Raw genomic sequence first — 22,392 nt, 5'->3', positions numbered from 1 at the left:
GGAGTTCGCCGGCCAGACGAACACCTGCGGGCTGCGACGCCGAGGGAAAGACTTCCGCAACAAATCGACAAAGCACTACCTCCCGGCAGGCTTTTCGCCCTTTAGCGTGATATCCAGCAGCCCGGTGCATAACCCGGGCCCAAACGGAAAGCGCGCCGACACACTGCCACCGACCTGCCGCATCGCCCGAACAGTCGGACACGATCGAAGCTCCGGGGGTGGCGCGAAGAGCAGCACACGGAGAACCCGGCGCACAACCCTGGCGCGGAACATCCATGAACGCGCCCCCTGAAAGTTCGGTCGCGCTACCGTGTCGACATAGTGAGCCATTCTGCGACAGTCTGACAATCCGGTGATTCACCGATCGGCCGGGAATCCGATCAGATCGCTTTACCGGGGTTGAGAATGCCCAACGGGTCGAAGACCGCCTTCAGCTGCCGCTGCAGCTCCCACGCCACCGGACCGAGCTCCCGCGCCAGCCACTCGCGCTTGAGCAGCCCGACCCCGTGCTCCCCGGTGATCGTGCCGCCCAGCTCCAGCCCGAGCGCCATGATCTCGTCGAAGGACCGCTGCGCCCGCGCCGTCTGCTCGGCGTCCGCCGCGTCGAAGATGACGATCGGGTGGGTGTTCCCGTCCCCCGCGTGGCTCACCACCCCGATAGTCAGCCCGTGCCGCTCGGCGATCACCGCGACGCCGGCCAGCATCTCGGCCAACCGTGAACGCGGCACCGCCACGTCGTCGATCATCGTGGTGCCCAGCCGGTCCAGGGCGGGCAGCGCAAGGCGGCGGGCCTCCAGCAGCATCTCCGACTCCGCCTGGTCGTCGGCCGGCACCACCTCGGTCGCCCCCGCGGCCCGGCAGAGATCCCCCACGGCGGCCAGGCGCTCCACCCGGTCCGGACCGTCGAAGGCCACCAGCAGCAGCGCCCGGGTCGACTCCGGAAGTCCCATCTGCCCCAGCTCGTTGACCGCCCGGACCGACACCGCGTCCATCAGCTCCATCAGCGACGGCGTGAAACCGCGCGCCATCACCTCGCAGACCGCGTCGCACGCCGCGGCCGCGCTCGGGAACTCCGCCGCCAACGCCAACTGCGGCTCGGGCGCCGGCCGCAGCGCCACCACCGCCCGGACCACCACGCCCAGCGTGCCCTCCGAGCCGACCAGCAGCCGGGTCAGGTCGTAGCCGGCGACGCCCTTGGCCGTCCGGCGCCCCGTGGTCAGCAACCGCCCGTCCGCCAGCACCACGTCCAGCCCGAGCACGTACTCGCTCGTCACGCCGTACTTCACGCAGCACAGCCCGCCCGCGCCGGTGCCGATGTTGCCGCCGATCGTGCAGGACTCCCAGCTCGACGGGTCGGGCGGATAGGCGAGCCCCGACTCGGCCGCCGCCCGGGAGAGCTCGGCGTTCACCACACCGGGCTCGACCACCGCGATCCGGTTCACGGGATCGAGCTCCAGGATCCGGTTCATCCTCACCATCGACAGCACGATGCAGCCGTCCACGGCGTTGGCCGCACCGGAGAGCCCCGTCCGCGCCCCCTGCGGGACCACCGGGACACGAAGGGCCGTGGCGGTCCGCATGACGTGCTGCACCTGCTCGATCGTCTCCGGGAAGACCACCACGGCCGGGACACCGGCCTCGCAGAACCCCGCCATGTCGCGGCTGTAGGCGGCCGTCACATCCGGGTCCACCGCCAGCGCTCCGGGAGGGAGACCCTCTGCCAGCCGGTCCGTCAGATCACTCATCGCCGCCTCCGCCCGCGCGGCCCGGGCCTGCCGCACCGGTGCCGCCGCTGTGTCGCTCCGTCAACGTGCCGGCGCCCCGGTCTCCCTCGCCGCCGTCGTGCTGGTGCCGTGCGGGGCAGGGGCAGCACCACGGGCCACCGCTCCGAACCGGCCCTCCGACCGCGTCCGGCTCTCGCACTCTGCCCGGCGCCCGGCCACCCGGCAAGTACGCAGCTCCGCGCCCCACCCGCACGCACCCAAGCGCCCGGCTACCGGCTACCGGCTACCGGCTACCGATTACCTGCTACCGCTCAGGACGGCCGGACGGCCGCAGCGCCCTGGAGCCCAGTGCGGCGAGCCCTGCCGCGGCGGTGGCCGACGCACAGAGCACCGTCGGAACCCGGGCGCCGGCCGCGTCGGCGAGCAGGCCGAGAAGACCGGTCGAGACCACCAGCGCCGCGCTCTGCACGAGCGTCAGCAGTGCCTGCACCCTGGACAGGTGGCCGACCGGCGCGGCGGCCAGGACGAGCGGGCCGAGCCGGCCGGCGAACAGTCCCGACCCCACCCCCGTCACCACCCCGCCCAGCGCGGCCACCCCGGGGTCCGGCGCCCAGGCCAGCACCGCGACACCCAGAGCCGCCGCACCGAGCCCGGCCCCCGCCACTGCCCCCGGCCCGACCCCGGACCTCGCCCCGGACGCGGCCCTCCCCGGCCTCCGACGCGAACCGTCCCGGCCCCGACCGCCGCCACCGCGCAGCGAGAGCAGGACCGCCACGGCGAGCACCCCCGCGCCCTGCCCGCCCGCCACCAGGCCGGCCGCACCGGCATCCCACCCGCGCTCCCGCGCCAGCAGCGGCACGAGCAGCGAGCCCACCGGCAACAGGACCCCCGCCGCCGCCCCGGTGAGCAGCAGCGCCGCCCGCAGCAGCCGGTCCCCCGCCGCCGACCGCACCCCTGCGGCCGTCTCACGCAGCAGCCCGGGCACGACGACGGCTGCCCCCGCCACACGCTCCCCCGCCCCGCCCTTGGCCGGGGCCGCCTCCGAGGTCGCCGGAGCCACCTCCGCGTCCCCCCTGACCCGCACCCGCAACAGCACCAGCAGGAGGACCGCGAAGCTCACCGCGTCCGCCAGCGCCGCCACCGGCAGCCCGCCCACCGCGACCAACGCCCCGCCGATCGGCGCCCCGAGCAACGCGGCCACCTGACCACCGGCCTGACGCAACGCCAGAGCGCGGGGCAGTTGCCCGGGCTCCACCAGCCGGCGCGGCATCGACCCGCTCGCCGGGAGGTAGAACGCGTCGACCACCCCGACCACCACGGCCGCCGCGACCAGCAGCCGGAGCGGTGTGCCCCGACCGTCCGCCGCCACGGCCAGGGTGAGCGTCGCGGCCAGCATCACCGCGTCCCCGGTGAGCATCACCCGACGTGCGCCCCACCGGTCGGCGACCGCACCGCCCAGCAGGACCAGGACCGTGCGCGACACGGTGATCGCCGTGAGCACCAGGCCGGCCGCGCCGCCGCCGTGCGCGGCCGCGGCCCAGCCCAGGGCGAAGTACAGGGCGGCGTCGCCCAACGCCCCGACCTGGGTACCGGCCAGCCAGAGCAGGTAGGACCCCGGCAGGCCCGGACGGCTCGTGTCGTCGGATCCGCCGCGGTCGTCGGATCCGCCGCGGTCGTCGGATCCACCCCGGTCGGCGGATCCGCTCGGGCTACCCGGGCTGCCGGCTCCGTCGGGCGCGGTCGCACCGGTGGTCGTCATGCCGGCCGACGCTAGGACCCTCGACCGGCTTGAGGGCAAGCTCCGACCGGTGCGGCGCCTACGCCCGGCCCACCGGCTCCTGGAGCTCGGTCACCCAACCGGCCGGGTCGTCCGGGCACTCCAGGTAGAGCTCCCGCGCGTACCCGGCCGAGCGGTACCCGTTCTCGTCGATGAACCGCGCCAGCGCCTGGAAGGAACCCAGCGTGTCGTCCATCGAACCGCGGTGCACCACGGTCACCGCCTCCTCGATCTCGGGCAGGTCGACCACCGCGAAGCCGTGCTCCCCACCCGGCTCCACCGAGGCCCCGACCGGCACGGCCACCCGTACCAACACCGCCCCGTCCCCGTCCGGGAGGTCCTCGTAGCAGGCGACGGCCGGTCCCGTCTCCGCCGCTCCGGCCGCCGCCAGCCTGCCGCAGAGCTCCGCGAACAGCGGCCCGACCACCGGCCCGACGTCCTCCGGCTCGTAGCTCGCCGCGACCGCCGTCAACTCGGCCACCCGCACCGACGGCACGCGCTTCACCACGACATCGTGCGTGGACATGGTCCCCTCGCTCTCGATCGTCCGGAGCCTCGCCTCGACCCGGGTCAGCCGCTCCGCGTCCGCCGCCATCGCTGCGGCGAGCTCGGCCCGCCGCAGCCGCAGCATCCCGCGCAGCTCGGCCGCGCCGACCTCCTCGTCCAGGACGGCCCGCACCTGCAGCAGCGTGAAGCCGAGGTCCTTGAGGGCGATGACGCGGTTGAGCCGGGCGAGTTGGGCCGCCTCGTAACAGCGGTAGCCACTGACCGGGTCGACCCGGGCCGGGCGTAGCAGCCCGATCGCGTCGTAGTGGCGCAGCATGCGGACCGACACCCGGCCGTGCTTGGCGAAGTCTCCGATGTTGAACATGATGCCTCCAGTGCAGACCCTCACACCGTGTCATGGTCAAGCAGCGGGACTCCGCCCTCCCTGCACTCCTCCCGCCTTCCTCCCCGCACTCCTCCCGGTCGCCCTCTCGCCGTCGTCGTGGCCGGACCGTCCCCGCCGCTCAGTCCGTGACGTCGAACCCCCGCCGGTCCCCCAGTGCCTGCAGGCTCCGCTGCCCGGGGATCCCGTTCGCGTCGCCGCCCGAGTAGCCGAGGCTGCGCTGGAACGCCGCGTACGCCTGCACCGACCGGGTGCCGAGCGAGCCGTCCACCCAGCGCTGCTCCAGGAACCCCTCGTCGGCCAGAGCCTGTTCGACGATCCGGACCTCGCCGCCGTACGTCTGGTGGCCCTGCTCGGCCCCCGGATCGGTACGCGCCGCCGCCACGACGTGGGCCAGCGAGACGCGCCGCGGCGAGGGCAGCCGGCCGAGCAGCCTGCGCAGTGACCCCTCGCCCGGGACCCCGTCCGCGTCGGCCCCCGACAGGCCCAGACTGCGCTGGAAATCCTGGTAGTTGAGGGTGTCGGCGTCTCGCCAGTCCTGGTCCGGCCCGGACTGGTAGTGCCGTCCGAAGCCCTGCCGGACCAGCGCCTGGCCCACCTCCAGGACGTGCGGCCCGTGCGCCCCGTAGCCGTACTCCAGGCCGTTGAGGGTCACCCGGTACCGGGCCGGGCCGGCGGAATCGGCCCGCGGCGGGGGCACCGGCGCCCCGCCGCCCGCCTCCGCCACGATGCCGGGCAGCACGACCTCGCGGAACTGTCGCGCCCGGACCTCCCCCGGGCAGGCCGTCCCACCGTCCGACCACTCCGGGAACATCCGGTGCACCCCGAACCCGGCGGCGTCCGAGGACGGGCAGGCCCGCAGCGGAATGTCGTGCCGCTGGTGCAGCCAGACCCCGAGCGCGATCAGCGCCCTCACCTGCGCGTCCGTCCACGGGTCGGTGCTCCGGTCGTCGCTCGCCGATTCGATGCTCACCGCCCCGGTGCCGTCGGCCCGGCGGTTGGCGCGCATGTTGGCGTCGGCGCGGGTCTCGGTGCCGACGAACTGACCGACCGAGCCGTCGTACCCCACCCCGAAGTGCGACTCCAGGTTGGTCGAGTCCCGCCAGTACTCGTACATCCGCCGCGGCGTCCACGGCGCCGCCACACTGTGGAAGATCACCTGCGTCGGCGTGATCGCCGCCTGCTCGTCCGACTCGGGCTGGAGCTCCATCTTCTCCGCACCGGGGTACCAGGCCATCCGTCTCTCCTCGCCAGGCCCAGGGCAGTCCGCCCCTTGCATCCGGCTAAACGAGACGCACACCCCCACACGAGGACACCTCGGCCCCAAACCCCCCGTTCAGGTGAAACCGGGACAACTCCGCTCCCCCGGGCCCCACCTCCCGCCACCCCCGAAAACACCGAAGGCGGGTGCCGGAAGCTTCCGGCACCCGCCTTGAGCAGGTGGTTTTCTCCAACCAGCGGAGAGCGTGGGATTCGAACCCACGGTACGGGGTCACCGCACGACAGTTTTCAAGACTGTTCCCTTAGGCCGCTCGGGCAGCTCTCCAGGCGGAGGTCAGCCTAACGGGTCCGGCGGGCTTCGGTGCACCGGGTTTCGGGGCGGGGTGGGGTCAGTTGTCGCCGACGCGCTCGGCGAGGGTGACCTTGGTGTTCAGGGTCTGGCCGTTGCGGGTGTACTCGACGTCGACGGTCTCGCCCGGCTTGTGCGTCCAGATCTTGCTGACCAGGGCGGGGCCGTTCTCGATCGGGCTGCCGCCGAGCTTGGTGATGACGTCGCCCGGCTTGAGGCCGGCCTTGTCGGCGGCGCCGCCGGGGGTGACGGCCGGGGTGCCCTGGATGTCGCGGGTCTGGATCTGGGCGCCGTCGCCCTTGTAGTCGTCGTTGCGCAGGACGTCGAGCTTCGCGTACACCGGCTTGCCGGTCTTGATCAGGGTCTCGGCGACCCACTTGGCCTGGTTGACCGGGATCGCGAAGCCCAGGCCGATGGAGCCGGCCCGGCCGTTGCTGGAGGCGTTGGACTGGATCGCCGAGTTGATGCCGATCACCGCGCCGCCGGAGTCGAGCAGCGGACCGCCGGAGTTGCCGGGGTTGATGGAGGCGTCGGTCTGCAGGGCGTTCATGTAGGAGGACTGGGCGCCGGTCTCGTCGCCGGAGGCGACCGGGCGGTCCTTGGCGCTGATGATGCCGGTGGTGACCGTGGACTCCAGGCCGTACGGGGCACCGATGGCGATGGTGGAGTCGCCGACGTTGACCTTGTCGGAGTCGGCCAGCGGAAGCGGCGTCAGCTTGCCCTTGGGCGGGCTGTCGAGCTTGATGACGGCGACGTCGTAGCCCTCGGCGCGGCCGAGCACGGACGCGTTGTAGGACGAGCCGTCGGCGAACTTGACGGTCAGTTTGCCGCCGCTGGACGCGGGCGCGACCACGTGGTTGTTGGTGAGGATGTGGCCCTCGGTGTCGAAGACGAAGCCGGTGCCGGTGCCCGACTCGCCGTTACCCTGCGCCTTGATGGTGACGACGCTGGGCAGCGCCTTCTGCGCGATGCCGGCCACCGAACCCGGGGCGGCCTCGTTCTTCTGGGAGTTGTTGGCCTGGACGGTGGTGCTGGTGCGGTCGGCCGCGGCGCTGACGCTCTTGTCGTCACGGTCCGCGACGACGACGCCGACCGCGCCGCCGGCGATGCCCGCGACCAGGGCGACGGCCGCGACCAGGGCGATCAGGCCGCCGCGCTTCTTGCGCGGGCCGCCGGGCGTGGGGGCGCCGGGGTACTCGGACGGGTAGCCGAGCGGGCCGCCGGGGCCACCGGGCGCGCCCGGGCCGCCCGGGGTGATGTCGTGCGCGGCCCAGCCGCCGAGCGGCTGGCCGGCGCCGAACGGGTGGTGCTGGCCGGTCGCGCCGTGACCCTGGGGCGCGGCCGGGGCGCCGTACGGGTCGTGGGCGGCGAGGGCGGCCGGCGGGACCGGCGTGCCGGGAGCCGGCGTGGCGTACGGGTTGCCGACCGGCGCGGCCGGTGCCACCGGGGCGGCCGGCGCGGGCGGCAGAACCGGCGGCGGGGCGTCGAGGTACCCCGCGTCGGCGGCCGGCGCCGGGGCGGCGGGCGCCGGCTCCGGGGCACTGACCTTGCTGAACGCCAGCGTGGGCGTGAACCCGCCGTTGCCGCCGTCGGCGGCCGGAGCGGCCTGATCGGACGGGGACCGTTCGGCAGCGGGCGTCGCTACGGGGGAGGGGACGGCCGCAGACTGCTGCGCCGGACCGTCAGGACCGGGAACCACCACCCCCTGGCCGCCGGAGGGCTGCTCCCCCTGCGGCCCGGTGGACCCAACCTCGCGCTCGGTGCTCACGGACGACCTCCATAGCTGACAGGACCAACAACCATAGTTTTTCGCACACTCGATTCGATTGCCGTAAGGAGGCTTCTGAAGAAGTCATAAGAATCCTTAGGCCGGCCAGACAAACCCCGGAACATCCGGCCCCGCGGGCCCCCTGCGCGCCGGGTCCGCGCCCGGGCCACAGCCCCTTCGTACCCCCACCGCACTCCCGCCACGTTCCTGCCGCACCCCTGCCGCACTCCGTCGGCCCCGGCCCCCGGGCCCCCTGGCCTTGGCGTTCTCCGCCGTGCCGGTTAGCCTGTCGCTCAAAACTGACACGCGGGAGCTTGGACCCACCAGGCTGAGAGTGCGCCGGTCGACCGTACGCCACGGAATCCGCGGGCGGGCGTCGAGGGGGCGCAGACCGCCGGAACCTGTCCGGGTAATGCCGGCGTAGGGAGTATCGGCCATGCCGCCTGCTTCGCCATCCTCGTCCTCGGGTACGCCCGCGTCCAAGGGTCTGCCCCCCTCCGGGGACGCCGGGGGCACCGTCCCCGGTTCCCGGGCGGCCGATTCCGGCCGTCCCGCCGGTCCCGCCGGTGCCGCCGTCCTGGACCGCCCCGCGGCACCGGCCGGAGCCCGTGTGGAGGCGCCGCTGGTGCTGGACACCGAGCCGCCGCGCACGCTCCGCTTCCGCGACCACTTCGCGCTCTGGATGAACCTCGGCGTCTCGCTCATCGGCTTCACCACCGCCGCCACCGTGCTCGGGGCGCCGGGCAGCGAGCTGTCGCTGGCCGCCGCCGTGACGGCGATCGTGGCCGGCACCGTGGTCGGCACCGCGATGCTCGGGGTGGCCGCGTTGATCGGCGCCCGCACCGGCGCGCCCGCCATGGCGAACCTGCGCGGGCTGTTCGGGACCCGGCTCTCGTACGTGCCGACGGTGCTCAACATCGTCCAGTGCATCGGCTGGGGCGTGTACGAGCTGCTGGTGATCGCGATGGGCGCGCAGACCGTCGTCGGTACCGGCGGCTACCGCTGGGTCTTCGTCGTGCTGGCCGGTGCCGTCACCACCGCGCTGACCATCTGGCCGCTCGGCGCGATCGCGGTGCTGCGCCGCTTCGTCGCCGCGGCGGTGGCGGTCGCGATGGTGTACTTCACCGTCCAGCTGGGCCGCAACGGCGTGTCCGACCCGGGCGCGGGCAACTGGCACGGCTTCCTGAAGGCGACCGACGCGATGATCGCGGTGTCGATCTCCTTCGTGCCGCTGGCCGCCGACTACACCCGGCACTCGCGCACCCCGCGCTCGGCGTTCTGGGGCAGCTTCTCCGGCTACACCGTGGCGCAGGTCTGGTGCTACGTGCTCGGTCTGTTCGCGCTGCTCCAGGCGGACGGGGACGCCACCCGGATCTTCGACTCCTTCCTCGGCGTCTGGGCCGGCTGGCTGTTCCTGCTGGTGCTGGTGCTCCGCGAGACCGACCAGTCGTTCGCCAACGTGTACTCGACCGCGATGTCGATCCACAACCTGCTGCCGAAGGTCGACCGCCGGGTGCTGACCGGGGGCACCGGGGTGCTCATCACCGTGCTGGCCCTGCAGATCACCGAGTTCACCGACTCGTACTACGCCTTCCTGGGCCTGATCGGCTCGATCTTCGTGCCGATGTTCGCGGTGCTCGTGGTCGACTACTTCCTCGGGGCCGGCCGGCGCGGCTGGAACCTCTCCGCCGACGCGCCGTCCCGCTGGCTGATGCTGCTGCCGTGGGCCCTCGGCTTCGCCACCTACCAGGTGATCGCACCGACCGCGATCGCCACCTGGTGGACCGACTTCTGGACCTCCGTCCAGGAGGCGCTGCACTTCACCCCGCAGGAGTGGACCTCAGCCTCGCTGCTCGGCTTCCTGGTGCCGGCCCTGGTCACCTGGGCGCTCACCCCGCTCTCCCGGAGCAGCGCCCCGGGCACGACGGGCGGCGCGGGCGCCCCCGGCACCGTCGAGCGCTGACCCGCACCATCGAGCGCTGACCCGCACCGTCGGGCGCTGACCCGCGCCGGGGCTCGCGCACCCGGAACGGCGCGCTCGCCCGCGCTCACCTCCACACCCGAAGACGGCCCCGCAGGTTGGGGCCGTCTTCGCTTTCGTGTCACTTCCGCGGCCTATCGTGGACGGTGTGACCAGCCCAGACCTCTCGCCCGCGACGGCGCGCACCGCGCCGCCCGTCCAGGTGATCGCCCACCGCGGTTCCTCGCACGCCCTGCCCGAGCACACGCTCGCCGCCTACCGCCGGGCGCTCTCCGAGGGCGCGGACGCGCTCGAGTGCGACGTCCGGGTGACCGCCGACGGGCAGCTGGTCTGCGTGCACGACCGCCGGATCGGCCGGGTCTCGGACGGCCGGGGCACCGTCTCCGCGATGACGCTGGCCGAGCTGGAGGCGCACGACTTCGGCGCGTGGAAGACCGGCCGCCCCAGCGACGACCCGGAGCTGCGCGGCGTGCTGCGGCTGGAGAGCCTGCTGGAGCTGGTGACCGACTGCGGGCGCCCGGTGGACCTCGCGATCGAGACCAAGCACCCGGTCCGGTTCCGCGGCCGGGTGGAGTCCGAGCTGCTGCGGACGCTGGACCGCTTCGGAATCGGCGGCGCCGGGGAGAACGGCCGGTCCCGGGCCCGGATCATGAGCTTCTCCTCGTTGGCGCTGGCCCGGGTGGGCGCGGCCGCACCGGAGTACCCGCGGGTGTTCCTGTTCGAACGCGGTCTGGCACTGCGCGGACGGCTTCGCCCGGGTGCGCCGCTGCCGGGCGGCGCGCGGATCGCCGGGCCGGGCATCGAGCTGGTGCGGGCCCGGCCGGGGCTGGTGACCAGGCTGCGTGAGCTGGGCCACCAGGTGCACGTCTGGACCGTGGACGAACCGGCCGACGTCGAGCTCTGCCTGGAACTCGGGGTGTCCGCGATCATCACCAACCGCCCGGCGGAGGTGCTGGCCCAGCTCGGTCGGTGACGTGCCCGACCGCCCGCGGAAATACCCGGCCCCACCCCGACCGGACGGTGCGGTGAACCGTTCAACCACCTGGACCGGTTGATCGTCTTGGTAGGGGCTCAAACCTTCCGACGGCGATTTCTGACGCAATTACGGCACTTTCACGACGCAGCGTGAGCATCGAATCACCTGCCGCGTACCGTCCGTCGCCCGGCTTGAAATGTCCGTGCAGGATCGCCGTCCGGTCGTTTCCGACGTATTGCCAAGGGGCATCCATCCCTCGGCATACGCTGAAGGAGGTCCGGGGGTGGCGTTGATGGTGGCGCGTGAAGTGCCGACTTCATCGACCATGGCAGTGCCGCACGGCCCAGCGAGCGTCGGGGCCGCGCGGCGCCGGCTGCGTCGAGATCTGGGTGACCGGCAGATACCGGAACCGGTCATCGATGATGCTGTTCTGATCCTTTCGGAACTGCTGAGCAACGCGTGTCGTTACGCGCGACCGCTCGGCCCGCTGCCCGCCCTCGGGCGCGGCGCCCGGGCCGAGATCGTCGAGCCGCGCCTGGTCGGCGTACCGTCCCGGACCGCCGGGTCGGGCGAGGACCGCTCCCCCGCACCGGGCGGCCACGGCGGCGGCGCCGGGCCCACCGGCGGAGCCGCCGGGCACGGCATCGTCGGGCACGGCAACGTCGGGCACGCAGGCACGGGCGGCGGAGAGGAGGGCGGCGGCGTCCTGGTCCGCTGGCAGATGCACGCCGACGGTGTGCTCACGCTGGAGGTCACCGACGGCGGGGCACAGACCCGTCCGTCGCCGGCCAGCCCCTCACTCACCTCGCACGGCGGCCGCGGGCTGGGCATCGTGGACCAGCTGGCCAGCGACTGGGGCGTGCGCGACGCGCCCGGCGAGGTGACGGTGTGGGCGGCCCTGCCGGCCCGGGCCCGCCACGCCAGGCGGACCGGCGGTACACCCCGCAGCGCCTGAGCTCCGTCCCGCGCGGCGCGTGAGCATCGTCCCGCGCGGCGCGTGAACACAGTCCCGCGCACCGCCCGGACGCCGGGCACGGCCCCGGACCGGGCGGACGGGCGCCCCCGCACCCCGGCGTGCGCCCACGCGCCCGGAGAACGTCAGTAGGCTGCCCGGAGCACATCACCACCTCCCCGGGAGAGCCGCACCATGGGCAAGAAGGCCGCCAAGAAGGCGCCGCAGCGCAGCCAGTCCACCCCCGCCGTCACGGGCGAGATCCCCGTGGTCGGGGCCCGCGAGAACTGCCCCTGCGGTTCGGGCCGCCGCTACAAGGCCTGTCACGGCCGCGAGGCCTCGCACGCGGTGCAGGAGCTGGTGCACCGCCCGTTCGAGGGCCTGTCGGGCGAGGCCGACTGGGTGGCGCTGCGCGAGCTGGTACCGGCCGCGACCGTCCCGCTGACGCTCGCCGCCGGCGTGGCCGCCACCGCCAACGGCGAGGTGCCGTCGGTGACGCTGGCGACCGTCCTGCCGCTGGCCTGGCCGGCCCTACGGCGCCAGGACGGCTCGATCCTGCTGGGCCTGCAGACCCAGTCGGGCTCCGGCGACCTGAGCCGTGACCTGGCCGACGCGCTGGAGCTGGCGCTCGCCGCCGAGCCCGGCACCCCCGTGCCGTCCCGCCGGACCGTCCCGGGCGGCCCCCGGCTGCAGGACCTGCTCGACGCGGACGCCCCCTTCGAGCCCGCCGTGCACACCGGCTTCGAGTTCTGGCTGGAGGACGCCGAGACGGCCACCGGCGAGGTGGCCGCCTCCCTGGAGCGTGCCAACGCCTCGGCGATCCCGACCGAGAAGCTCGCCGGCGTCGACTCCGCCTACTGGTGCGGCACTCCGGACAAGAACCACCTGCGCTGGGTGATGACCGTGCCGGAGGAGCAGCTGCTGGACGCACTGGCCCGGCTGACCGCCGCCGACCGGTCCTCGCTCGGTCAGGACACCCGCCTGGTCGGCTCGTTCCGGGCGCACGGCCTGACCGTTCCGGTCTGGGACCTGCCGCTGTCGATGACCGCGGCCGACTGCGAGAAGCCTGCCGCCGAGTTCGCCGAGCGCCTCGCCGAGACGCTGGCCGACCCGTCCCCGCTGACCGCCGAGGAGCGGCGCGCCCGCGCCAACCTGGTGAACCGTCAGGTCACCTTGAACTAAAGGCGAACGGAGGGCGGACGGGGCGCGCGGAGATCCACGTGATACGCGTCACATTGTTCGCCGCGACCCGCAATTTCCGGGCTGCGAGGGCGTCTTGGAAATTGGCGCGGGCGCAGATCCTTGTTACTGTCTAAAGAGTCCGGTCGCTGGTGCATCCCCCGTCGCCAGCGGCCGGATCTTTTGTTTTTCCGGCCGGCCCACCCCGGAACGAGTGGGCCGTGCCCGATCAGTACGTGGGCCGACCGCTGTCCAGCTGGACCGCCGCCTCCACCAACTCGCCCAGCAGCGGCCCGACCTGGGGAAGCCAGACGCCACCGTCGGCGCCCTGACGCGGCGGCAGCACCCACCGCACCCGGTCGCCCGCACCGCCGCCCGGCGGCAGCGGCAGGAAGCCTCCGCTCCCGTGGTAGCGCAACGAGCCCGGCACCCAAGGGAGTTGGGCCAGCATTTCGCCGAGTGCGTCGAGCGAGTAGGGGGCGACCAGCATCGCGTACCGGCCCGGCATGGCCATCACCGGTCCGAGTGGCAGCCGGAGCGCGGCGAGGTAGGCGAGCGCGCGGGCCCCGGCCGCAGCCGGCAGGCTGACCGCCGAGACGGTCCGGCCGGTGGCGACCAGCGGCGGCGCGTCCGGACAGCGCTGCTCCCACCACCAACGCACCATCCGGGCATCGGTGGTGGCCGCGAGCAGCGGCGGGTCGTGCGGGTGGACGCCGGGTACGGGGCAGTCCGGGTCACCGCAGGAGCAGTGACCGCCGACGAGCTGCGTGCCGGGGACGACGGGCCAGCGGTACTCGGTGGCGGCCGTCAGGGCCGCAGCCAGCCGGGACGCCCGGGCCGCCGACCGGCTCCTCGGGTTGTCGCGCATGGGGTTGTCGCGCATTGGCACCCGTTCCTTTCCGTGACCGCTCGGTGGCTCCGGACCGCGGGCTCCGGACCGGGCCGCCGGCGCGCGTCCGGGAACGCCGCACCGGCCCGGAAGCGGGCGGCGGGCAGGGCGAACGGCGGGGCGAACGGCGGTGCGGGCGTGGAGCACGCAGTGGAGCAGGATGTGAAAGGGCCGCGGAATAGAACAGCCCTTGGAACGAGAATCCCGTATGCGACCGGATGGACGCCGCCCGGGCGCGGTTGGTTCCACCGTACGAGTGAGTCGCTTCCCGCCGGCCCGGCCTGCGGACGGCGAAAGCATACGATCCGGACGGCCGCCGGAGCCGTCCTCACGGTTCTGCCCGCTTCTGGCTGCTCCATGCCCGGACGACGGGGCCGTCGCGCTCGGGCGACAGGGCGATCACACCCCGTCGCGACCGGCCGCGAGCAGGCCGCCCACCGGGGATCACTGCCGGTGGAAACCCGGTGGGAGCGCGGCGGGAACCCGGTCCGGGCCCGGCAGGGGCACGGTCCGGACCTGACGGAACGCGGAGGAGGACCCGCGGGAGAACCAGGGGGAACCGGCCGGAGCGCGGCGCCGCCCGGGAGCGCCCCGGAGGTGACCGGCCGGCGCGCGCACGAACCGAACACGCCCCCGAGCCGGGCCCCGGGAGCAGGACGAACAGGCCACCGGCCTTGTCATGGCTCTGGACATGCCCCGAATGGCCTGTGTAGAAGTGGTGGCATTGCTGTCGATCAATGACGAGTAGTAGCGAATCGAGGCGAAACGCGCCCTTTTGGCCGTGATCGCTCCAAACGGCCGTCCATGGGAGTTCCGCATGATCCGCGTGACACGTACCACCGCGTCAGGAGTGGCGGCATGACCGAGTCCCACCCAGCGTCGACCTCCTCCGAGCCCGCCGAGCCCGCCGGCGCCAGCGGCCTCTCCCTGCTCGACCCGCCCGGCTTCACCGGCCCGGTGCCCGGCACCGGGGGGCCGGGCGGACCCGGCGGACCCGGCGGCGCGGCCGACAGCGATCCCGCCGGCCCGGCCGGCGAGCGGACCGCGTCCGACGGCCGGGCCGCGCCGGACGGGACGGCGACCCCCGACGACCGGACGGCACCCGACGACCGGACCGCGCCCGGCGAGAAGGTCGCAGCGGTCGACGGACGGACCGCGCCCGTGTCCGCGGTGCAGGACCGTTTGGCCGGACAGCTGTCCGATTTCGCCAGCCTGCACGAGCACACCGAACTGCTCGCCCGCGCCCGCGGCGTCGACGCCACCCTCGCCGCCGTCCTGGCCTCCGGCACCGAACTGCTCGGCGCCCGCCGGGCCCTGCTGGTCACCGCGCTGCCCGGTGGCCCCGGCCAGCCGCTCGGCCTCGGCCTGAACCGTGCCAGCCTGGGCTCGCTGGAGACGGTCCCGCCGGACCAGAGCCTGGTCGCCCGGCTGTTGCGCGAGCACGACCGGCCCGCCGAGCTGCAGTCGTACGACCTCGCCCACGACCCAGCCGTCGGCGCCCGGCTCCGCGAGCTGGCCGCCGGCCTCGGCCTCGGCGGCTGCTACGGCCTGCCGCTGGCCACCGAGGAGGACGGCCCGCTGGCCGCCGCCCTCTGGTTCTACGACGAACCCGCCGAACCGACCGACCGCCGGCGCGAGCTGGCCCGCCGCTACTGCGAGGTCGCCGCCCCGCTGCTGGCCAAGCAGCTGGACGCGGAGAAGGTCCGGCGCACCACCGAGGCCCTGCGCCGCGGCCTGCTGCCCGACCGCCTCCCCCAGCCCGCCGGCCTGCGGCTGGCGGCGCGGCTGGTCCCGGCCGGGCTGGACCGCTCCTCCGGCAGCGACTGGTACGACGCCATCCCGCTGCCGGACGGCACGGTCGGCCTCACCGTCGGCTCGGTCTCCGGCGACGGGCCGGGCGCCGGTCCCGGTTCCGCCCCCGGCGCGGCCGCCGCGATGGGCCGGGTCAGGTCCGCGCTGCGGGCGTACGCGGTGCTGGAGGGCGAGGACCCGGTCTCGGTCCTCGGCGATCTCGAACTGCTGCTCAAGACCACCGAGCCGGCCCGCAGCGCCACCGCCGTCTACGCCTGGGTGGAGCCGGAGGAGCGCCGGATCACCCTGGCCGGAGCCGGCCACTGCCCGCCCGTGCTGGTCACCCGGTACGGCGCCGAGTTCGTCGAGACCTCGCTGTCCGCGCCGCTCGGCATGCTCTCCTGCTGGGAGGCGCCCGGCGTCGAGCTGACCGCCGAACGGGGCGACACCCTGGTGCTGTACACCGAGGGCCTGGCCCGCCGGTTCGGCCCGACCCTGCACGCCGGGCAGGCCGGCCTGCGCCGGGCCGCCGCCGACGCGCCCCGTGACGTCCGCACCGACCCGGACCGGCTCTGCGCGCACCTGCTGGCGGTCTGCGCCGGACGGGAGGAGGCCGCCCCGGGCTCCCCCGCCCCCGGTCAGGCCACCGACGACCTGCTGCTGCTGGCGGCCCGCTTCGAGTGAGGGTGTCCGGGCCGGTGCACCGGCCCGGAGCACCGGCGCACCGGGCTTCCGCCGCCTTCCGGACCTTCCGGGGGCCGCCGGACCGGCCGGAACCGAACGGCCTCGAACGACCCCGAACGGTCGAGCGGCCGGGCGTCCGTACCATGGACGCACGGCCGCCCAGGTGTGTCGCGATCCGACACGACCGAAGCGGCACCACGCGCAAGGAGGCGACGTACGTGACCGAGGACCGCACCCCGGCGGTGGCCGAGAACCCCGAGGCCGCCGGCGGCGACGAGCAGCCGCAGCAGTTCAAGGGCCGCAAGAACGGCCTCTACTCCGAGGTCTCCGACGAACTCGCCGCCTCGATGAAGTCCGGCTGGGCCGACACCGAGCTGCACGGCCTGGCCCCGATCGCCCAGGCCCCCTACACCGCCGAGCGCCGCGCCCGGCTCTCCGCCGCCTACCCCGGCGAGCGGCTGATCGTCCCGGCCGGCAACCTGCGGGTGCGCGCCAACGACACCGAGTACAGCTTCCGTGCCGCCAGCGAGTACGTCCACCTCACGGGTGACCAGACCGAGGACGCCGTGCTGGTCGCCGAGCCCACCGGTGACACCGGCCACGCGTTCGGCCTCTACCTGCTGCCCCGCTCCGACCGCGAGAACGGCGAGTTCTGGCTGGACGGCTACGGCGAGCTGTGGGTCGGCCGCCGGCACAGCCTCGCCGAGCAGGAGCAGCTGCTCGGCCTGCCCGCCCGCGACGTCCGCAAGGCCGCCGACGAGCTGGCCGAGCACGCCCGGACCGGCAGCGCCCCGACCCGGATCGTCCGCGGCTACGACGCCGGTCTGGAGGCCGCACTCGCCGACGTGCTGGACGCCGACCGCGACGCCGAGCTCAAGGAGTTCCTGAGCGGCCTGCGGCTGGTCAAGGACGAGTGGGAGATCGGCGAGCTGCGCGCCGCCTGCACCGCCACCGTCAACGGCTTCACCGACTGCGTCCGCGAGCTCGGCCAGGCCGTCGCCACCTCCGAGCGCTGGATCGAGGGCACCTTCTGGCGCCGCGCCCGCGTCGAGGGCAACGACGTCGGCTACGGCTCGATCTGCGCCGCCGGCCCGCACGCCACCACCCTGCACTGGGTCCGCAACGACGGCGACGTCCGCCCCGGCGAGCTGCTGCTGCTCGACGCCGGCGTCGAGACGGCCACCCTCTACACCGCCGACGTCACCCGCACGCTGCCGATCGGCGGCCGCTTCGACGAGCTGCAGCGGAAGATCTACGACGCGGTCTACGACGCGCAGGAGGCCGGCATCGCGGCCGTGAAGCCCGGCGCCCGCTTCCGCGACTTCCACGACGCCTCGCAGCGCGTGCTCGCCGAGCGCCTGCTCGCCTGGGGCCTGCTGGACCCCTCGGTCCACGACGTCGAGAAGGTCCTGGAGCTGGGGCTCCAGCGCCGCTGGACCCTGCACGGCACCGGCCACATGCTCGGCCTGGACGTCCACGACTGCGCCCACTCCCGCACCGAGGAGCACGTCGACGCGCTGCTGGTGCCGGGCATGGTGCTCACCGTCGAGCCCGGCCTCTACTTCCAGCAGGACGACCTGACCGTCCCCGAGGAGTACCGCGGCATCGGCGTCCGGATCGAGGACGACATCCTGGTCACCGCCGACGGCAACGAGAACCTCTCGGCCGGCCTGCCGCGCCGCGCCGGGGACGTCGAGGCGTGGATGGCCTCGCTCGCCTGACCCCGCGGGCCGCTCGCCCCCGGGAACCGTCGCAGCCGCGGGGCCCGGCTCCCCCCTCCGAGGGGCAGCCGGGCCCCGCAGCCCTGCGTCGTCTACTTCACGACCACCCGCACCGGGATGGTGCGGGTGCCCACGACGCTCCCCGGCCCCTGCTGGGGCACCACCATCGCCGTGAAGGTCACCGGCATCACCCCCGCGCCGTCCTGGGGGGTCAGCTTCAGCCGGAGCTTCAGCGTCACGCTCTGCCCGGGCGCGAGGGCGACGATTCCGTTGGACCCGTCCCTGGCGGGCTTGGTGATCCCGATGTCGTACGTCTGCCAGGCGCCGGCGCCGTCCTGCCGCTCCACCGTGCCGCGCACGGCGGAGCCCGCCCCCGCGGCGGGCGCCCCCGGGTACGGGTCGGCGTAGACGAAGGGCACCATCGCCGCGTAGTCGGTCTGGCTGGTGTTCCTGTACGTGACCGTGACCGGCACCGCGCTGCCGTCGTTCGGCACCTGCTGGCCGACGCCGATCCCCTCGACGCTCACGCTCACGTCGTTCTGGTGCGGCACCTGCACCGGAGCCGGGTGCCCGCTGACGTTCAGCGTGTCCAGGAGCGACACCAGGCCCGCCTGGTACTCCGGCTTGAGTCCGTTGGCCACGATGAACACCTGGTCGGCCGGCAGCCCCCACAGCTGGGCGGTGAACGTGTCGGCGCTGGTGCAGGCCACCTGCCACTGCGTCTTGTCGATCGCCCGGCCGGCCACGATGTCCTTCGTCCGGACCGGTGCGCCCACCGACGCGTACGGGCCGGTGGGGATGTAGGGCCTCCCCCAGATCGGGCACGTGGGCTGGTGCCCCCACCCGGAGGTCGAGCCGAGGTCCGCCGTCGTGGGCCAGGTCGCGCCCTCGACCTCGCTCGCCGAGTCGTACACCACGACGGAGACGCCGTACGGCTCGCAGGAGTCCGGCGACCAGCCCGGCTGGGCGCTCGTCGGCGCCCCCGGACTGAGCACGCAGACCCGGTCGTCGGTCGGCTTGGGCGGTGACACCCGCCAGCCCGGCGGGACCTTGAACTTGACGCCGCGGAAGGTGTACGGAACGGCCGCCGTCTGCGGCGGGGCACTGCTGCTCGACGTGCTGGTGACCGGCGGGGTGCCGCCGGAGGTGCTCTGCGGCACCTGGCCGCCGAGCGGCGCGCCGGTCGCGCCGCCGGTCGGCCGGTAGCCCGGCCCGGCCTCCTCGTCCGCGTCGGCCGACGGGGAGGCGTCCGCGGTCGGAGCCGCCGTGGGGCTCGGCTCCGGTGTCGGGACCGGTGACGGCGTCTCCGTGACGGTCACGGTGGCGGCCGGGCCGGGGTCCTGCTGCCTGGCCACGGTGTCGCCGCGGAAGCCGAGCACGCCGAACGCCAGTGCGGCGGCCAGGGCGAACAGCGGGACGGCTGCGAGGTGGACCGGCCGCAGCCGGCGGACCCGCCGGTTGGGGGGCGCCGCCGGACGGAGGTCGTGCGCGCCGATCTGCGCCGCGCGGGCACTCATCGCCTCGCGGAGCAACCGTTCGACCGGGGTCCCGTCCGGCCCGTCGTCGCCGCCGCCGGAACGGCGGGGAAGCCTGTCGGTCATCGAACCTTCTCCAGATGCTTTTCCAGGGCGTCCAGTGCCCGGCTGGCGGTGGACTTCACGGCGCCCCGGGAGAGTCCCAGGGTTTCGGCTATCTGCGCCTCCGAAAGGTCGGACCAGTAGCGCAGCACCAGCACCTCGCGCTGACGCGTGGTCAGCTCCTGCAGGGCGACCAGCACCCGGCGGTGCTCGTCGTTGAGCACCGCGTGGTCCTCCGCCGACGGTGCGTCCGCCTCGTGCGGGGGAACGTACTCGCGCGCGGTCTTGCGGCGGCGCAGCATCGACCGGGCGCCGTTGACGACCGAGGTGCGCAGGTACCCGAGCGCGTTGTCCAGGTCGTCCAGCGTTTCCCCGTGCCGCTGGTAGAGCTGGGTGAAGGCTTCCTGGACGACGTCCTCCGCCAGGTCCTGATGGTCCACCAGCAGCACCGCCATGCGCACCAGGCCCAGCCGGTGCGCGTGGTACAGGTCGGTCAGGGTGGGCCGTTCCTCCTCGGCCGCCGACCGCCCTCCGCGGAGCAGCCTGAAGCCCATACGCCGTTGCGCCGGCCCCTGCTCGACCGGACCGGCGGGCGCCTCGACCTCCTGCGCGCCGAACAGCAGCCCCGTCAACCCGGCGAGGGAGAAACGCCGCCCCCCACCCCGTCCCGCGATCGGCCCGATGGCCATGGACATGTACGTTCTGCTTTCCCCCGGGACGGCGCCCGGCGCGAACCGGCCCCGTCATGACACGTGATCAAGGTTGTGATCTGCGGGAATACTGCCAGTACCGGTTCTCCGGCTCCCCCCGCCCCCGTACCTATGGACGTGTGGGGGCGTCCGGGGTTGCTGCCCGGTTCCGAGAAATCGGATCCGGCCGAAACGGCTACACTCCCCGGCATCCCGCCAGCCGCGCCGCCCGCCCGAGGGGAACCCATGGCCGACCAGCAGACCACCGGGCCGGTGGCCGTCACCGTCGGACGGCGCCCGGAGCCGGTCCACGACGTCGCCGTGTACGCCTTCGACGGCATGACACCGTTCGAACTCGGCGTCGTGGTAGAGGTGTTCGGGCTCGCCAGGCCGGAGCTGAGCGGGCTGCTCGCCGCCCCCTGGTACGGGCTCAAGGTCTGCGCCGACCGCCCCGGGACCCCGCTCCGCTCCGTCGGCGGCTTCTCCCTCACGGCCGAACACGGCCTGGACGAACTCGCCGCCGCCGACACGGTGGTGGTGCCCGGCGTGCCGAACGCCTTCGGCGGCGTGGGCGCGCCTCCCGGCAGCAAGGCCGGTGGGGTCTCCCCCGGCCTCGTCGCCGCGCTGCGCACCGCGCACGAACGCGGCGCCCGGATCGTCTCCATCTGCTCCGGAGCCTTCGCACTCGCCGCCGCCGGCCTGCTGGACGGCCGCGAGGCCACCACCCACTGGCGGTACGCGGAACTGCTCCAGCAGCGCCACCCAGCGGTCCGGGTCAACCCCGACGTGCTGTACGTGGACAGCGGCTCCGTCCTGACCAGCGCCGGCAGCGCCGCCGGGATCGACCTCTGCCTGCACCTGGTCCGCCGCGACCACGGCGCCCGGGTGGCCAACAGCGTGGCCCGCCGCTTCGTCGTGCCGCCGCACCGGGACGGCGGCCAGGCGCAGTTCGTCGAGGCCGCGGTCCGGCCGGTCGAGGAGGGGGACGACGGGATCGGCCGCTCCATGCAGTGGGCGCTGGACCACCTCGCCTCGCCGCTGACCGTCACCCTGCTGGCCCGGGCCGCCGGGATGTCCGACCGCTCCTACCTGCGGCACTTCACCGCCCGCAACGGCACCAGCCCGATGCGCTGGGTGATCAGCCAGCGCGTCGCGGCCAGCCTGCCCCTCCTCGAAGCACCCGCCGGGACCGTCGAGGAGATCGCCGTCGCCGTCGGCTTCGAGAGTGCCGCCACCTACCGGCACCACTTCGGCCGGGTGATGCGCACCTCGCCCACCGCCTACCGCCGCTCCTTCGGCCACGGCGGCGCCTGAGCCCCGGGGGGTCCGGGGGTCCGGGGCCCCGGCGGGCGTCCCGTGAGGGAGGACGGCCGGGGCCCGGTCATCGGGTCACGCCTGCGTCCCGGAGCGGAGGGCCGCGTTGGCGAGGATGGCGTCGTGCAGCCACTGCGCGAGGCCGGGGGCGAGCCCGTCGTAGACGGCGGTGAAGCGCGGGTCGGCGACGTACATCTCGGCGAGGCAGCGGTGCATCTCGTAGCCGCACGCGTAGAAGTTGTCGGTGATCTGCTGCCGGTGCGCCTCGGCGAGGTCCGCCGCCGGGCCGCCGCCGGCCGGTTCACCGGCGGTGAAGGCCTCGGCCAGACGGGCGTTGAGCGCGTCCCCCTCGGCCTTGATCCGTTCCCAGTCGGCCTTGCCGTAGCCGCCGGTGCGGCGCCGGGACTCCGCCCAGGCGTCACCGGAGCCCCAGCGCTGCTCGGCCTCGGTCTCCCACTCCTCGCGGTAGGAGTCGCCGAAGACCTCGAACTTCTCCTCCGGGGTCAGCTGAATGCCCATCTTCTCTGCCTCCATGGCGTGTTCGACGGCCGCGGCCAGTTCCTGGAGGCGGGCGATGCGGTCGGTCAGCAGTCGGTGCCGGCGCCGCAGGTGCTCGCTCGGGCTCACCGAGCCGTCGTCCAGGACGGCCGCGATCTCCTCCAGGGGGAACCCGAGTTCGCGGTAGAACAGGATCCGCTGCAGCCGGTCGAGGTCGGCCTCGTCGTACCGGCGGTAGCCGGCCCGGGTGCGGCCCCGGGGGGACAGCAGGCCGATCTCGTCGTAGTGGTGCAGGGTGCGGACGGTCACCTTGGCGAACTTCGCCACCGCGCCGACCGCGTACCCCGTACGGTCGGGCCCTTCGCCGCCGTTCATCCGGATTCTCCCTTCGTGCTGCCCCACTCTCTTTCCTC

At 74.2% G+C, this 22,392-nt stretch carries 16 protein-coding genes and 1 tRNA gene; 7 read left to right on the top strand and 10 right to left on the bottom strand.

What is annotated here, in order from left to right; genetic code table 11:
- Positions 1-380: 380 nt before the first annotated feature.
- The 6 genes from PUR61_RS40430 to PUR61_RS40405 all read right to left on the bottom strand — a co-directional run bounded on the left by PUR61_RS40430 (position 381) and on the right by PUR61_RS40405 (position 7,728).
- Complete coding sequence (locus PUR61_RS40430) at positions 381-1,745, bottom strand: FAD-binding oxidoreductase (RefSeq protein WP_329884916.1); 1,365 nt, start codon at positions 1,743-1,745, stop codon at positions 381-383.
- A gap of 283 nt (positions 1,746-2,028) precedes the next feature.
- Positions 2,029-3,483 (bottom strand): MFS transporter, encoded by a 1,455-nt coding sequence (locus PUR61_RS40425; protein WP_329884915.1) that lies wholly within the window; start codon positions 3,481-3,483, stop codon positions 2,029-2,031.
- A gap of 58 nt (positions 3,484-3,541) precedes the next feature.
- Positions 3,542-4,372: a MerR family transcriptional regulator gene (locus PUR61_RS40420; protein WP_329884914.1), complete on the bottom strand. Its 831-nt coding sequence runs from the start codon at positions 4,370-4,372 to the stop codon at positions 3,542-3,544.
- A gap of 139 nt (positions 4,373-4,511) precedes the next feature.
- Positions 4,512-5,627, bottom strand: a complete 1,116-nt coding sequence (locus PUR61_RS40415; protein ID WP_329884913.1) for a peptidoglycan-binding protein — start codon at positions 5,625-5,627, stop codon at positions 4,512-4,514.
- 221 nt (positions 5,628-5,848) lie between these two features.
- Positions 5,849-5,936: transfer RNA gene (locus PUR61_RS40410), tRNA-Ser, on the bottom strand.
- Between the two features lie 64 nt (positions 5,937-6,000).
- Complete coding sequence (locus PUR61_RS40405) at positions 6,001-7,728, bottom strand: trypsin-like peptidase domain-containing protein (RefSeq protein ID WP_329884912.1); 1,728 nt, start codon at positions 7,726-7,728, stop codon at positions 6,001-6,003.
- Between the two features lie 610 nt (positions 7,729-8,338).
- Here PUR61_RS40405 and PUR61_RS40400 point away from each other — a divergent pair.
- The 4 genes from PUR61_RS40400 (at position 8,339) to PUR61_RS40385 (ending at position 12,819) form a co-directional block, all read left to right on the top strand.
- Positions 8,339-9,691 carry a purine-cytosine permease family protein gene (locus tag PUR61_RS40400; RefSeq protein WP_329884911.1) on the top strand — a complete coding sequence of 451 codons (1,353 nt, stop codon included), beginning with the start codon at positions 8,339-8,341 and terminating at the stop codon, positions 9,689-9,691.
- A gap of 166 nt (positions 9,692-9,857) precedes the next feature.
- On the top strand, positions 9,858-10,682 hold the full coding sequence (locus PUR61_RS40395) for a glycerophosphodiester phosphodiesterase family protein (protein WP_329884910.1): 825 nt from the start codon (positions 9,858-9,860) through the stop codon (positions 10,680-10,682).
- Between the two features lie 328 nt (positions 10,683-11,010).
- Positions 11,011-11,640 (top strand): ATP-binding protein, encoded by a 630-nt coding sequence (locus PUR61_RS40390; RefSeq protein WP_329884909.1) that lies wholly within the window; start codon positions 11,011-11,013, stop codon positions 11,638-11,640.
- A gap of 192 nt (positions 11,641-11,832) precedes the next feature.
- Positions 11,833-12,819, top strand: coding sequence for a DUF5926 family protein (locus PUR61_RS40385; protein WP_329884908.1), 987 nt, complete (start codon positions 11,833-11,835; stop codon positions 12,817-12,819).
- Between the two features lie 226 nt (positions 12,820-13,045).
- Here the strand turns inward: PUR61_RS40385 and PUR61_RS40380 are convergent, their stop codons facing one another.
- Positions 13,046-13,699: a bifunctional DNA primase/polymerase gene (locus tag PUR61_RS40380; protein WP_329884907.1), complete on the bottom strand. Its 654-nt coding sequence runs from the start codon at positions 13,697-13,699 to the stop codon at positions 13,046-13,048.
- Between the two features lie 864 nt (positions 13,700-14,563).
- Here PUR61_RS40380 and PUR61_RS40375 point away from each other — a divergent pair.
- Both PUR61_RS40375 and PUR61_RS40370 read left to right on the top strand, forming a co-directional pair.
- Positions 14,564-16,180: a PP2C family protein-serine/threonine phosphatase gene (locus PUR61_RS40375; protein ID WP_329884906.1), complete on the top strand. Its 1,617-nt coding sequence runs from the start codon at positions 14,564-14,566 to the stop codon at positions 16,178-16,180.
- Between the two features lie 218 nt (positions 16,181-16,398).
- Positions 16,399-17,901 carry an aminopeptidase P family protein gene (locus PUR61_RS40370; RefSeq protein WP_443035322.1) on the top strand — a complete coding sequence of 501 codons (1,503 nt, stop codon included), beginning with the start codon at positions 16,399-16,401 and terminating at the stop codon, positions 17,899-17,901.
- 92 nt (positions 17,902-17,993) lie between these two features.
- On the opposite strand, the gene PUR61_RS40365 is transcribed toward PUR61_RS40370, so the two are convergent.
- Together PUR61_RS40365 and PUR61_RS40360 are read right to left on the bottom strand one after the other, a co-directional pair.
- Positions 17,994-19,502, bottom strand: a complete 1,509-nt coding sequence (locus PUR61_RS40365; protein ID WP_329884905.1) for a hypothetical protein — start codon at positions 19,500-19,502, stop codon at positions 17,994-17,996.
- Positions 19,499-20,173, bottom strand: a complete 675-nt coding sequence (locus tag PUR61_RS40360; RefSeq protein ID WP_443035321.1) for an RNA polymerase sigma factor — start codon at positions 20,171-20,173, stop codon at positions 19,499-19,501. Before PUR61_RS40360 ends, PUR61_RS40365 begins: the two co-directional genes overlap by 4 nt.
- A 240-nt stretch (positions 20,174-20,413) precedes the next feature.
- Here PUR61_RS40360 and PUR61_RS40355 point away from each other — a divergent pair, with 240 nt between their 5' ends.
- Complete coding sequence (locus PUR61_RS40355; RefSeq protein WP_329884904.1) at positions 20,414-21,481, top strand: helix-turn-helix domain-containing protein; 1,068 nt, start codon at positions 20,414-20,416, stop codon at positions 21,479-21,481.
- A 75-nt stretch (positions 21,482-21,556) separates the two neighbouring features.
- Here the strand turns inward: PUR61_RS40355 and PUR61_RS40350 are convergent, their stop codons facing one another.
- Positions 21,557-22,354, bottom strand: a complete 798-nt coding sequence (locus PUR61_RS40350; RefSeq protein WP_329884903.1) for a MerR family transcriptional regulator — start codon at positions 22,352-22,354, stop codon at positions 21,557-21,559.
- Between the last annotated feature and the right edge of the window lie 38 nt (positions 22,355-22,392).

The sequence above is a fragment of the Streptomyces sp. BE20 genome, from assembly GCF_036322525.1.
GTDB lineage: Bacteria > Actinomycetota > Actinomycetes > Streptomycetales > Streptomycetaceae > Kitasatospora.
The sequence above is the reverse complement of the archived record's forward strand: the minus strand, read 5'-3'. Positions and strand labels throughout refer to the sequence as shown.

Excerpts from the sequence above, each read along its gene's own strand:
- PUR61_RS40360 (WP_443035321.1), bottom strand. The coding sequence starts at position 20,173 with ATGTCCATGGCCATCGGGCCGATCGCGGGACGGGGTGGGGGGCGGCGT.
- PUR61_RS40380 (WP_329884907.1), bottom strand. The coding sequence starts at position 13,699 with ATGCGCGACAACCCCATGCGCGACAACCCGAGGAGCCGGTCGGCGGCC.
- PUR61_RS40430 (WP_329884916.1), bottom strand. The coding sequence starts at position 1,745 with ATGAGTGATCTGACGGACCGGCTGGCAGAGGGTCTCCCTCCCGGAGCG.
- PUR61_RS40415 (WP_329884913.1), bottom strand. The coding sequence starts at position 5,627 with ATGGCCTGGTACCCCGGTGCGGAGAAGATGGAGCTCCAGCCCGAGTCG.
- PUR61_RS40350 (WP_329884903.1), bottom strand. The coding sequence starts at position 22,354 with ATGAACGGCGGCGAAGGGCCCGACCGTACGGGGTACGCGGTCGGCGCG.
- PUR61_RS40425 (WP_329884915.1), bottom strand. The coding sequence starts at position 3,483 with ATGACGACCACCGGTGCGACCGCGCCCGACGGAGCCGGCAGCCCGGGT.
- PUR61_RS40355 (WP_329884904.1), top strand. The coding sequence starts at position 20,414 with ATGGCCGACCAGCAGACCACCGGGCCGGTGGCCGTCACCGTCGGACGG.
- PUR61_RS40375 (WP_329884906.1), top strand. The coding sequence starts at position 14,564 with ATGACCGAGTCCCACCCAGCGTCGACCTCCTCCGAGCCCGCCGAGCCC.
- PUR61_RS40390 (WP_329884909.1), top strand. The coding sequence starts at position 11,011 with ATGGCAGTGCCGCACGGCCCAGCGAGCGTCGGGGCCGCGCGGCGCCGG.
- PUR61_RS40365 (WP_329884905.1), bottom strand. The coding sequence starts at position 19,502 with ATGACCGACAGGCTTCCCCGCCGTTCCGGCGGCGGCGACGACGGGCCG.
- PUR61_RS40385 (WP_329884908.1), top strand. The coding sequence starts at position 11,833 with ATGGGCAAGAAGGCCGCCAAGAAGGCGCCGCAGCGCAGCCAGTCCACC.
- PUR61_RS40420 (WP_329884914.1), bottom strand. The coding sequence starts at position 4,372 with ATGTTCAACATCGGAGACTTCGCCAAGCACGGCCGGGTGTCGGTCCGC.